This window comes from Rhodoferax lithotrophicus, assembly GCF_019973615.1.
GTDB lineage: Bacteria > Pseudomonadota > Gammaproteobacteria > Burkholderiales > Burkholderiaceae_C > Rhodoferax > Rhodoferax lithotrophicus.
Window position 1 is genome coordinate 788974 of record NZ_AP024238.1, and the last position, 11745, is coordinate 800718.

The 11745-nt window shown below is 59.1% G+C and carries 10 protein-coding genes; 7 read left to right on the forward strand and 3 right to left on the reverse strand.

Annotated elements, in window-relative coordinates; translation table 11 throughout:
* Positions 1–1083 carry a molybdenum ABC transporter ATP-binding protein gene (modC, locus tag LDN84_RS03665; RefSeq protein ID WP_223908393.1) on the forward strand — a complete coding sequence of 361 codons (1083 nt, stop codon included), beginning with the start codon at positions 1–3 and terminating at the stop codon, positions 1081–1083.
* Positions 1084–1194: 111 nt separating this feature from the next.
* Entirely contained in the window at positions 1195–2280 is a 1086-nt protein-coding gene (locus LDN84_RS03670) for a patatin-like phospholipase family protein (protein WP_223908396.1), read from the forward strand.
* 174 nt (positions 2281–2454) lie between these two features.
* On the opposite strand, the gene LDN84_RS03675 is transcribed toward LDN84_RS03670, so the two are convergent.
* Positions 2455–3261, reverse strand: a complete 807-nt coding sequence (locus LDN84_RS03675) for a YecA/YgfB family protein (protein WP_223908400.1) — start codon at positions 3259–3261, stop codon at positions 2455–2457.
* Between the two features lie 193 nt (positions 3262–3454).
* Here LDN84_RS03675 and LDN84_RS03680 point away from each other — a divergent pair, with 193 nt between their 5' ends.
* Complete coding sequence (locus LDN84_RS03680; RefSeq protein WP_223908407.1) at positions 3455–6223, forward strand: diguanylate cyclase domain-containing protein; 2769 nt, start codon at positions 3455–3457, stop codon at positions 6221–6223.
* Positions 6224–6283: 60 nt separating this feature from the next.
* Here LDN84_RS03680 and LDN84_RS03685 read toward each other — a convergent pair whose 3' ends face one another.
* Together LDN84_RS03685 and LDN84_RS03690 are read right to left on the reverse strand one after the other, a co-directional pair.
* Positions 6284–8092 carry a thioredoxin domain-containing protein gene (locus tag LDN84_RS03685; protein WP_223908410.1) on the reverse strand — a complete coding sequence of 603 codons (1809 nt, stop codon included), beginning with the start codon at positions 8090–8092 and terminating at the stop codon, positions 6284–6286.
* A 367-nt stretch (positions 8093–8459) separates the two neighbouring features.
* Positions 8460–8837 (reverse strand): TraR/DksA family transcriptional regulator, encoded by a 378-nt coding sequence (locus tag LDN84_RS03690; RefSeq protein ID WP_223908413.1) that lies wholly within the window; start codon positions 8835–8837, stop codon positions 8460–8462.
* A gap of 316 nt (positions 8838–9153) precedes the next feature.
* Between LDN84_RS03690 and LDN84_RS03695 the strand changes: the two genes are divergently transcribed.
* From LDN84_RS03695 to LDN84_RS03710, 4 genes are read left to right on the forward strand one after another with little or no spacing between them, the layout of a single operon-like run.
* Positions 9154–9657, forward strand: coding sequence for a general stress protein (locus tag LDN84_RS03695; RefSeq protein WP_223908415.1), 504 nt, complete (start codon positions 9154–9156; stop codon positions 9655–9657).
* Between the two features lie 28 nt (positions 9658–9685).
* Complete coding sequence (locus LDN84_RS03700; protein WP_223908418.1) at positions 9686–10387, forward strand: VIT1/CCC1 transporter family protein; 702 nt, start codon at positions 9686–9688, stop codon at positions 10385–10387.
* A 17-nt stretch (positions 10388–10404) separates the two neighbouring features.
* Positions 10405–11310 (forward strand): DnaJ C-terminal domain-containing protein, encoded by a 906-nt coding sequence (locus LDN84_RS03705; RefSeq protein WP_223908421.1) that lies wholly within the window; start codon positions 10405–10407, stop codon positions 11308–11310.
* On the forward strand, positions 11307–11651 hold the full coding sequence (locus LDN84_RS03710) for a chaperone modulator CbpM (protein WP_223908424.1): 345 nt from the start codon (positions 11307–11309) through the stop codon (positions 11649–11651). The genes LDN84_RS03705 and LDN84_RS03710 overlap by 4 nt, the downstream gene beginning before the upstream one ends.
* The last annotated feature ends 94 nt before the right edge of the window (positions 11652–11745 follow it).

Below are 11745 nucleotides of genomic sequence, written 5' to 3' on the forward strand. Positions count from 1 at the left end.
GTGAGTGGTATTCAAGCCTGTTTCAAACTCGGTTGGCCGGGCTTCACGCTGGATGTGGATCTGGATTTACCCGCGCGTGGGGTCACCGCCCTGTTTGGTCACTCGGGCTCTGGCAAAACCACACTCTTGCGCTGTGTGGCCGGGCTGGAGCGTGCACCGCAAGGCCAACTCACTGTCCATGGTGAGGTCTGGCAGGACGATGGCAAGAGTGGCCGCCATTGGTTGCCCACACACCAGCGGCCTTTGGGTTACGTGTTTCAGGAAGCCAGCCTGTTCCCGCACCTGACGGTGCTGGGCAACCTGCGCTACGGCCTGAAGCGCACCTCTGATGCGCAGCGCGTCAGCCTGGATCAGGCAATCACCCTGCTGGGTATTGACCCTCTGCTGGCGCGTAAACCGGATCAGCTTTCTGGTGGCGAACGTCAACGCGTGGGTATGGCACGTGCCCTGGCCTTGAGTCCGCGCCTGCTGCTGATGGATGAACCGTTGGCGGCACTGGACCTCAAACGCAAGGAAGAAATCCTGCCCTACCTGGAGCGCCTGCATGCCGAGCTGGACATTCCCGTGCTTTACGTCAGCCATTCCCCCGATGAAGTGGCGCGGCTGGCCGACCACATTGTGGTTATGGAGGCTGGCCGTGCGGTGGCCGCCGGGCCTTTGACCGACACCCTGGCGCGCCTGGATTTGCCAATTCAGTTGGGTGAGGACGTGGGTGTGGTGCTGGATGCGGTGGTGGTTGAGCGTGATCTGGCCTGGCACCTGGCCCGTGTCGAGTTTCAAGGTGGCAGCCTGTGGGTACGCGACGGTGGCCATGCCGTCGGCCACCGGGTGCGGGTGCGTATTCTGGCGCGGGATGTCAGTATTGCGCTGGAGAAAGTGGATGGCATCAGCATCCAGAATTGCCTGAGCGCCACCGTGGAGGATATGGCCGGTGACCACCATCCGGCCTTGTCTCTGATGCGGCTCAAGGTGGGTGCATCACCCTTGCTTGCACGGTTGACGCAGCGTTCAGCCGCAGGCTTGGGTTTGGCACCGGGTAAGGCGGTTTGGGTGCAGATCAAGGCGGTGGCGTTGATTGGGTAGAGTGTGTGGTTGGGACAACGGCACAAAAAATCCTCAAAACCACACCGACATGCCAAACCGGCATACTTGTACGATCTCCTTATGGTGTCTTCCGCACCGCGAAAGCCTCTCATGACTGACCGTAGCGCAACCCCTTCTTCTGCCATGCCTTCCATGACCACAGGCTGGGCGCAGTTCGCCCGCCTGTTGCACAAAGCACCCCCCCGGCTCAATCTGGCGTTGCAAGGTGGGGGTGCACACGGGGCTTTTACTTGGGGCGTTTTGGATGCCCTGCTGCAATCGGAGTTGGAATTTGAGGGCTTGAGCGGCAGCAGTGCCGGGGCCATGAATGCCGTGGTGTTTGCCGATGGCTGGTTGAAGGGCGGCCGCCTGGGGGCTGCCCAGGCACTGGCAGAGTTCTGGACCGAAGTCGGGCGACAAATGCCTTGGGCACCCATGACACGCGGGCAGGACGATGTCATCAACCTGCCCCCCGCCACCAAACTGGTGGCCCACTGGGTCGGGTGTTTTTCGCCCATGCAATTGAACCCTTTTGATCTGAACCCACTGCGTGATTTGCTCAAGCGCCAAATTGACTTTGTGGGCCTGCGTCAGCACAGCCCTTTCAAGCTGTTTGTGGGGGCGACGCAGGCCAACACCGGCAAGCTGCGGGTGTTTCGGGAATCCGAGCTGACTCTGGACATGCTGCTGGCATCGGCCTGTTTGCCCAAAATCCATCACTCGTTGGAAGTTGAGGGTGAGCCCTATTGGGATGGTGGCTACTGCGCCAACCCGGCCGTGTTCCCGTTGTTTTATGACTGTGTGTCACGCGATGTGATGTTGGTGCTGCTGAGCCCGCTGCGGCACAAAGGTACACCGCACACGGCGCAGGAAATTGACACACGTATTGCCGAGCTGGGGTTCAGCGCCCACTTCATGCGTGAAATGCACATGTTTGCGCACGCAACGGCGTTTGCCAGCCACCCCTTCATTCGCTGGGGTCGACTGGAGCGCCGTTTGCACAACATGCGCTTTCACATGGTTGATGCCAGCGGCTTGGCCAACCTGGAGCGCAGTGACACCAAGCTGCTGGCCCATGGGCCCTTTCTGGCGCTGCTGCGGGAGCAGGGCCAGAAACGCTGCAGCGATTGGCTGGCGCAACATGCATCAGCCGTTGGGCAGCACGCTACGCTGGACGTGCAAGCTTGTTTTGCCTGAGGCACATGCCGGTCTGTCCCCGGCTTGATCCAGGGTGCCAATGAGCACCTGTTTGCAGGATTTGAGGTAGCTGAGCAGCCATGCACCTTGTGGAGTCAGTGTTTGAGCGTATTTTTAATGCCAAATAGGCCTGTAGACCTTGTATTTAAAGCGCAAGCAGCTATTTTTTTGATATCAAACACCGCAGCATTTCTTGTATTTTTTGCCGCTGCCACAGGTGCACGGATCATTGCGCCCCGGCACTGCGGCTTTGTGCACGGTCTCGATTCGCGGGCCCAGACTGCACCACATCTCCCGCATGTTGTACACCGCCCAGAGGGCATCTCCAAAAGCCTTCATGCGTTGGGTGCTCACCGTGAGTGGGCCGTGGTCATCCGTAAAAGGGGACAGGGTGGGTGCATCGTTGTCGTCTGCCGTCAGGGCGGCGACAAACTCCAGCGCTGCCGTACGCCACTTGAGGGCTTCCTTGTTGCGTGGGCCGGCCCACTCTTCGGGCCAGGCCGCCACGGCCGCCATGAAACCTTGCGCCCAGCGCTGACCAAATGACGCGGCCTGCTGCCCCGCCAAGGCGGCCTGTTCTGGCCCGGACAAGGCCGCTTGTTCCGCGCGTGCGTCCACCACTTCGGGCTGGTAGGCCTGCGCATCATCCAGTGCGCTGATTTTGCAGTCCAGCGCCTGGGCCACCTGCTGCCAGCGGCGTGACCACAAGCGCATGAAGTGTTGCTGCTGAACCGCATTGGCAAAAGGGGTGACCAGCAACACCGGCAGGTACTCCTCGGGGGCGATCTGGCGGCGGCAGCAAATCAGTGCCACCATGAAGCCTTCACAAAATTCCCAGACGGGAATACGCTCGTCGCGGGCACGCAAATAGGCCAGGATGGCTCCCAGCTCGGCAAACTCGTCGGCGCTCAAGGGCTCAGGGGTCTCCAAGGGCGGCGTGTCCAGAGGTGCGGCATTTGCGGGGAAGGATTCTTGGTTCATGGCAGACCTATGTTGAAGGCCCGATGACATGCAATATTTACGCCACCACTGGCCTGGTGAATACGGCAGGATGTTGTGGTGCCACCGCATCACCCGCGCGCTGGAATCTGCGCGGTTTGAAATAGGGGTTGAGTTTCAGCATCATTGGGGTATGCTGCAAATCGAATAAAACAAAAGTTGTTGAGAAAAATCGATGTTTTCCTTTTTGAGTCGATTAAGTGTGCGTAACCGCATCTGGGCCATTGTGGCCATGCTGATTTGCGGCATCGTGGTGGGCGAAGTGATTGACATGTTTCGGCTGCGCGAGGTGCTTTGGCGCGAGAAAGAGGAGAAAACCCGGCAACTGGTGGAAACCGGGTTCAGCGTGCTGACCCACTTCCATCAGCTGCAACAAGCGGGTGAGCTCTCGCAAGTAGCGGCCCAGGCGGCGGCCATCAGCACCATCAAAGCCTTGCGCTACAACAAAACCGAGTACTTCTGGCTCAGTGACCTGGGAACGCCGTTTCCCAAAATCATCATGCATCCCACCATGCCCGCCCTTGACGGGCATTTGCTGGACTTGCCTCAGTTTGATAGCGTCACCAGCCTGCGGGCTGGCACCGAGGGGCCTTTCACCGTCACCAATGGAAATAAAAATATCGGGGTTGCGTTTGCCGAAGTGGTCAACCAGGGTGGACAGGGTTACGTCGTCTATGACTGGCAAAAGCCCAAAGCTGGCTCCGGTGTCACGGAACAACTTTATCCCAAGCTGTCCTATGTCAAGAAATTTGCTCCCTGGGGCTGGGTGATTGGCTCGGGTGTCTATGTGGATGATGTGGATGCCACCATTCGCCAACAGCTTGAGCACAATGTCATGATGTTGGCGGGAATTGGTACGCTGCTGCTGCTGTTTGCTGCGCTGATTGCACGCAGCATTACCCAGCCCTTGCGCCTGGCGGTGGATGTCATGCGCACCGTCGACCTCGGTGCAGGCCGTGTGGTGCAGCGTTTGCCGGTCGTGGGACGCAGCGAATTTGCCGAGATGGCCACGGGTTTCAACGACATGCTGGAACAACTGCAGCTGCGTGATGCCAAGCTGGCGCAACACCAGGAGTTTCTGGAAACCGAGGTTGCGCACCGCACACTTGAGCTGCGTGACACCAACGCACAGTTGCAGCAAGAACTCATTGAGCACCGGCAGGCCGATCTACTGATCCAGGAAAGCCGCATTCGGATGCGCGCCTTGCTGGATGCCACCAGCGAGTCGGTGCTGCTGCTTGACCCCCAAGGGCATATTCTGGCCATCAATGCCTTTGGAGCCCAGCGCTTCGGCCAGGTGCCCGAGGCCATCACCGGCAAGAATTTCTACGAACTTTTGCCGCCTGACCTGGCCGTCAAGCGGCGCGCGCTGGTGGAACAAGTGGTCAGTACCGGCGAGCCCCTGCATTCGCAGGACCGGCGCGGGGCGATCTTTTTCAACAACAGCATTTACCCGGTCAAAGACACGTCCGGTGCTGTGGAAAGTATCGCCGTGTACGCCAAGGATGTCACTGAACAGCACTGTGCCAAGGAGGTGGACGATATTTTCCGCAACTTGGATGCGGTGTTGCTGAAGTGGCGAATGAACCTGGAATCCATCGCCCAGATATTCTGCGATGCCATCCTGCCGGTCTTTGATCTTGCGGCGGCCTGGATTGGCCGGGCAGAAAAGGACGGACAACTCACCTGGCTGGCCAGTGCCGAGGGCTCTGACAAAGGCTTCTTCACGTCCTTGCGGGAAAACCGCCGACGCTGGGACGGTGACCCCACCTGCTGCCTGCCTGCCGGTGCGGTGATCCGTAGCGGGCAATGGCAAATGGTGACCCTGAATGGCCCGCAATGCCAGTCTTGTACCGAGGTGAACCAGACCGTCAGCCCCCGGGCGGTGATTGTTCTGCCCCTGACCTTGCGGGGTGAAACCTGGGGCGTGCTGACACTTTACGGGCGTGATGCGCGCCAGTTTGAAGGCTGGCAATTGCCGCAGCGTCTGGCCGCCATTGCGGTTCGGCTGGGCACAACGCTTGAGTCTGCAATGCAACAGGAATGGCTGACCTTGCTGGATGCGGCCCTGGCCGGTGTCGACAATGCCGTGCTGATCACCGATGCCAATGCCAGCATTCTCTGGAACAACCGATCTTTTGCCCAGCTGTCAGGTTATACGAGCCAGGAGATTCTGGGGAAAACCCCCAAAATGTTCAGTTCTGGATGCCAGGATGCTGATTTCTTCCAGCGTTTCTGGCAGACCATCAGCAGCGGCAAAACCTGGCATGGCGAGATAGTGAATGCCCACCGGGATGGTAGTACCTACACGGTCAACCAGACGGTGACCCCTTTGCTCAATACCAACGGTCAAGTGAGCCATTACGTCGCCATTCTGGAAGACATCACCCAGCGCAAGGCGGCGGAAGAGCGCGTTCAGCACACTGCCCAATTTGATCTGCTCACCGACTTGCCCAATCGGGGGCTCTTTTTCGACCGCCTGGGGCAGGCCATGAACCTGGGGCAGCGGGATGGATCATCTGGTGCCTTGATGTTCCTGGATCTGGATCATTTCAAGGAGGTGAATGATCAGCTGGGCCACGGTGCGGGGGATGTCGTGCTGATGGCCGTGGCCAAACGCTTGCGGGAACAGGTGCGCCAGAGTGACACGGTGGCGCGCCTGGGGGGTGACGAGTTCACCGTGATTTTGCCCAGTCTGCGGGACCGTCACGATGCCGTGCGTGTGGCCAACAACATCATTGCAGCCATTGGCCAGCCGATTGAGCTGGACGGTACCCAGGCCCGAGTCGGCATCACCATTGGTATTGCCCTTTTTCCGCAGCACGGTCACACCGTCGAGCAAGTCCTCAAGGCGGCAGACGATGCCATGTACCGGGCGAAAGACGCGGGGCGTAATTGCTACGCCTTCGCGGTGGAAGAGGTGCTGCCCCAGTCATCACCGTGACACCAGGGCAAAAATACACACCAAATAGACCTCTGGCGCTTGTATATCAAGCGCTGGTAGCTACTTATTAAATAGCATTTGAAGGCGCAGCAAGCTGGTGTAACTGGCCGGGTCGGCACATACCGAAGCGGCGAACACCCGCAGGCAGCGCTCTGCGGCCAGGCGGTAGAGCGCTGCCTGGGGCCCGGCCACCTGCTTGCTCAAGGCCAGCAAGGCCTGTGCGGCTACGCCGTTGCCCGAGGGTGTGGCCGCATCTGCGCCGGGTTTGAGGCGATGGATCAGGGCTGGTGCGTCGTGGCGAGTGAAAAAGAAACCACCACGGTCACGGTCTTCAAACTGCGCCAGCATGGCCAAGGCCAAGCCCTCGGCAAATGGCAGGTCTTGCGGCTGTGGATCGGCCTCTTGCAGCGCCAGTACGGCTTCGAGCAGGAAGGCATGGTCGTCCAGAAACGCGGCCTGGCCGGGCAGGGTTTGTAAATGCCCGGAGCTGCGGCCATCTTCCGCCCAGCGCTGCTGGCGCAAAAAATCCAGCGCCGAGCGCGCCGCTTTCAGCCAGTCGGGGCGTTGGCACACACGGGCGGCGCGCACCAGGCCGGTGATCATCAGCGCCGTCCAGCCAGTGAGCACTTTGGCATCGCGCGGCACGGGGTCGCGCTGGTCGCGCGCCATGCGCAGTTTGATGCTGGCGCTGGCAATCAACTCTTCCACCAGCGCCTGGGGGCGTTGCAAGGTGGCGGCTAGTTGAGCCGCCGGGCGGGCCACCCGCAAGTGCCAGGTGCGCCCTTCAAAGTTGGGCGCATCCACCAAACCCCAATGGGCGGCACACACATCCCACTCCTGCGATGAGAGCGCCTGGCGCAGCTCTTCCGAGGGCCAGACGTAAAAATGGCCTTCACGGCCCTGCGTGTCGTCGGCCGCCAGTGAGGCGTAAAAGCCACCTGTGTCGGCCTGCATCTCACGCAGCGCCCAGGTGGCCGTGCCCTCCACCACACGGCGAAACAGGGGCTCGCCGGTCAGCGCCCATGCGTCGGCGTACAAGGCCAGCAACACGCCGTTGTCACACAGCATTTTTTCAAAGTGGGGGATCTGCCATTGCGCGTCCACGCTGTAGCGAAAGAAACCCCCACCAATCTGGTCATACAAGCCGCCCTCACTCATTTTCCGCAGGCTGAACAAGGCCATGTCACGGGCCTGGGTCTGGCCATCTGTTTGGCTCAAGTGCAGCAAATAGGCCAGTTCGCTGGGCTGCGGGAACTTGGGCGCGGCACCAAAACCGCCGTGTCGGGCATCGAAGGCGGTGGCCAGTTGCTGGCGTGCCTGGGTTTGCACCGCCGCATTCAGCACGGCTTGGTCATCACGCTGTGGCTGGCTGGCGGCCAGTGCCAGGCGCAAGGCCTGGTCTTGCCGCGCCAGGGCAGGGCGCTGCTCGCTCCAGACCGTGCTGACCGAGCCCAGCACGCTTCTGAAAGTGGCTTGCCCCTCAGGCGCGGCGCTGGGGAAATAGGTGCCGCTGTAAAACGGCATGCCTTGGGGTGACAAAAAGATGGTCAGCGGCCAGCCGCCGCCGCTGCGGCGCAGCAACTGGTGTGCCATCTGGTAGACCATGTCAAGGTCGGGGCGCTCTTCACGATCCACCTTGATGGCGACAAACCCTTCGTTGATCAGGGTCGCAATGGCCGGGTCAGAGAATGACTCACGGGCCATCACATGGCACCAGTGGCAAGCGGCGTAGCCAATCGACAGCAGAATCGGTTTGTCCAGCCGCCGGGCCAGCGCCAGTGCTTCGGCCCCCCAGGGATACCAGTCCACCGGCTGCTGGGCGTGCTGCTGCAGGTAGAGCGACGCTTGGGTGGCAAGGTGGTTGGTCATGGCGGTTGGGCGTGCAAGGGGGTTGAACTGAAGGTGTGACAGGTTTGTCGGCTTTGTCGCAAATGCGCCACCCGCAACCCTGATCGTGGGTCAGGAAACTGGCTGCGCGCAGGAAACATGCCATCTTAAATTTGTATCGCTTTCTACTTGTCAGCTGCGGCTGACACAAGGTTAAGGCGTCGGGCTGGGCCTGGCGAAGGGGCTGCCGTTCTGGGCGCTGATTGAAGAGCTTGGATAGGATGGATCATATTTTTAGTTCGGCAGGTGCAGATGCCCGTGGCCCCCAGCCTTTGGCGGACTCGGGGCCAAACTTCATCACCTGGGTGCTCGGGTGGTCAAGAAAGAGCACAGTTTGAAAAGGTGACTATCAATGTGCCCTTTCATAAAGGGCTTGACAGGCGGTGCAACGCAGGGTCTGCGGTTCCAGCTGCAGGCGCCCAAAAGTGATGGCTAAGTGGCAATCCACACACAGGCCATAGTCCGCACCGTGAATGCGTTGCAAGGCTTGTGTAAGGGCGCTGAATTCAAGGCTGTCGATGTCTGACAAGGCGGCTTCGACTTCCTCTTCGCCCGAGCGTTGAGGGGCATCGTCCATGTCTTGCTGCAGCAGCTGATAGGCGTGCTGGGCCTGCGTCAGGTTTTTCAATTTGGTGTCACTTTGCTGTTCCATAGAAGCCAGTCGCAGTTTTAATATGTCCACTAAAGTGCTGCGTTCAAGTTGGGAGATGGGGTGTGGTGTGTGCATGTGAAATTGCCGAAGGTTGTGATGTAGTCTGACCTTAGCCCGACAGCCGGAGACGGTCTGTTCGATGCCGTACGATGTTCTGCCTGGTGTGACTTCATCCACCCAGAAGCGTATGACCGATGGGCGGTGAGTTGTTGCGTGTATGAAAGGTGTGCCCGCGGTCGTGAAAACTGACGTTTGTAGTCTTGTAGTCCATAAGCCCTTTACGCAACGCAGTCGCACCTATGCAATGTGGTTTAGCGCACAGATCAGACCGTGTGGCGGCTAGACACTGGATGTCCCTCAATGTGATTTTTAAAGCCCTGAGGAGAAACTTATGAAAAATACAAACATACCTTGCTACGTCTTTAACACTCACCAGGAAGCTGAAGAGGCCATTCAAATGCTGAGTCGTTCAGGATTTGATGTCAAAACCTTGTCATTGGTGGGAAAGGGGTACCACAGCGAGGAGCAACCCGTAGGGTTTTACACGGCGGGCGATCGGATTCGATCCTGGGGTAGCACAGGTGCATTCTGGGGCGGGATCTGGGGCTTGCTGCTGGCACCTGCTGTCTTTTTTCTACCCGGATTGGGGCTTGTTGCTATGGCTGGGCCGTTTGTTGCAGCACTGTTGGGCGCACTGGAAGGTGCTGTGGTGGTGGGGGGCGTGTCAGCCCTAGGGGCAGCTTTGACTCAAATTGGTGTATCCAAAGACCAGGTGATCAAGTACGAGACGGCCATCAAGATGGATAAATATGTACTGATGGTGCATGGCAATGCCGAGGAAGCAGAAACAGCGCGAACCGTTCTGCAAAATTCCCAAGCTTGGAAGGAAGCCTAAGCGGACCACCTGCAACCTGGCTTGTACTATGACATCCTCTCGTCATCACAGGGAACGCCATCGCACGGATCGTGTGGGTTGGCTACGTGCCGCCGTGCTGGGTGCCAATGACGGCATTGTTTCCACCGCCAGCCTGTTGATGGGCGTGGCCGCCGCCAGCGTCAGCCACAGTGGCCTTGTGATGACTGGTGTGGCCGGGTTGGTGGCCGGAGCCATGTCGATGGCCGCAGGAGAATATGTATCGGTGCACTCCCAAGCAGATACCGAAAACGCGGATCTGGCGCGTGAGCGCGACGAGCTTGTGGTCAATCCGGTTGCCGAGGCGCAGGAGTTGACAGCCCTCTATGTCGCGCGCGGGCTTGATCCCGGTTTGGCGCAACAGGTTGCAGAACAATTGATGAAGCACGATGCCCTTGGTGCGCATGCCCGTGACGAACTGGGAATTTCTCAGGCCCTGAGTGCACGGCCTGTTCAAGCCGCGCTGTCATCTGCTGCTAGCTTCGCGATCGGTGCGGCGATGCCACTTGCCGTCGCTGTATGGATGCCTGCAGCGAATCTTTTTGTCGGGCTGGCTGCCATGTCGATGGTATTTTTGGCCTTGCTGGGTGCCATTGCCGCTTGGATTGGTGGCACCCCTGTAGTTGTCAGTGTGTGGCGAGTCACGTTGTGGGGTGCACTGGCCATGGCGATCACTGCGGGTGTTGGCGCGATCTTCAAGACAGTTGTCTGAACTCAGATCAATAGACCATGAAGTACAAAGACTATTACGCAACACTGGGCGTACCGCGCGATGCCGACATCGATCAGATCAAGAAGGCTTACCGAAAATTGGCACGCACACACCACCCGGATATGTCCAAAGCAGCGGATGCCGAAGCCCATTTCAAGGATGTGGCCGAAGCCTACGCCACACTGAAAGACACCGCTAAACGCGCGGCCTACGATGAGCTGGGGCATCCCAAGGCAGGAGCTGAATTTGCACCACCTCCGAATTGGCGACAGGACTTTTCTGCCAACGGGGATGCCTTTCAAGACCTTGACTTGGCAGATTTGCTGGCATCATTGGGGCGCGGGCAACGGGGCGCAGCTTCGGCCACCATGCCGCGCAAGGGTCGCGACTATGAAAGTGCGGTCACCATCACCTTGGCGGATGCCCGTCGTGGTTCGATCGTGAATCTGAACCTGGCAGATGCCTCAGGTGAGCGCACACTGGAGGTCACCATTCCCCCGGGTGTACGACAGGATCAGAAGTTGCGTCTGCGTGGCAAAGGTGGTAAAGGCCACAACGGTGCCTCCGACGGGGATATATATCTTCACATCTCCCTGGCACCCCACACAGTATTCCGCCCGGACGGCCTGGATCTGTACTTTGACTTGGCCCTGGCCCCTTGGGAGGCCGCATTGGGTACGGAGGTGGAAGTACCTACGCTGGATGGCCCGGTGCTGCTCACCGTTCCTGCAGGTACACGCTCTGGTCGCACGCTGCGCCTGCGTGGGCGTGGCCTGGCCGATGGCCGCAGCGATATTTACGCCATTGTTCACATCGATGTGCCCACCACATTGACCGATTCCGAACGTACTCTGTATCAGGAACTTGCCCGCATCTCACACTTCAACCCGCGTATCGTCGCACTCAAGGAGAACTCCACATGATCCCAGAACAAACTGATTGGCGCTGGTTGGACACCCGGGAAACGATCACTTCGGCCGAGTTGTCAGACTGCTGTGGCATGAGTGAGGCTGAGCTTGATGAGTTGGTTGACTATTGCGTTTTAGAGCCGGTAGCGCCGATCAATCAACAACGCGCTTTCAGTGCTCACTGGGTTGTACCCTTGCGTCACGCTTCCAAAATGCGTGCGGACTTTGATCTGGATATTTTTACCGTGGCCATTTTGCTTGGCAACTTGACCCGCATCGATGTACTGGAGCGCCAGGTGCACTCCCTACAGGCTTTGCTACCACCAGAAATGCGTCCCAACATGGGATTTCAGTAGCGATCCCATAGCGGTCACTGATCCGGCAACTACCAATACTTGCCCACAAGAAACCATTCAAGCTGACTGTCGTATTGAGTCCACAGGGGGTGAT

Coding starts and splice junctions, on each gene's coding strand:
- LDN84_RS03670 (WP_223908396.1), top strand. CDS start 1,195: ATGACTGACCGTAGCGCAACCCCTTCTTCTGCCATGCCTTCCATGACC.
- LDN84_RS03675 (WP_223908400.1), bottom strand. CDS start 3,261: ATGAACCAAGAATCCTTCCCCGCAAATGCCGCACCTCTGGACACGCCG.
- LDN84_RS03680 (WP_223908407.1), top strand. CDS start 3,455: ATGTTTTCCTTTTTGAGTCGATTAAGTGTGCGTAACCGCATCTGGGCC.
- LDN84_RS03685 (WP_223908410.1), bottom strand. CDS start 8,092: ATGACCAACCACCTTGCCACCCAAGCGTCGCTCTACCTGCAGCAGCAC.
- LDN84_RS03690 (WP_223908413.1), bottom strand. CDS start 8,837: ATGCACACACCACACCCCATCTCCCAACTTGAACGCAGCACTTTAGTG.
- LDN84_RS03695 (WP_223908415.1), top strand. CDS start 9,154: ATGAAAAATACAAACATACCTTGCTACGTCTTTAACACTCACCAGGAA.
- LDN84_RS03700 (WP_223908418.1), top strand. CDS start 9,686: ATGACATCCTCTCGTCATCACAGGGAACGCCATCGCACGGATCGTGTG.
- LDN84_RS03705 (WP_223908421.1), top strand. CDS start 10,405: ATGAAGTACAAAGACTATTACGCAACACTGGGCGTACCGCGCGATGCC.
- LDN84_RS03710 (WP_223908424.1), top strand. CDS start 11,307: ATGATCCCAGAACAAACTGATTGGCGCTGGTTGGACACCCGGGAAACG.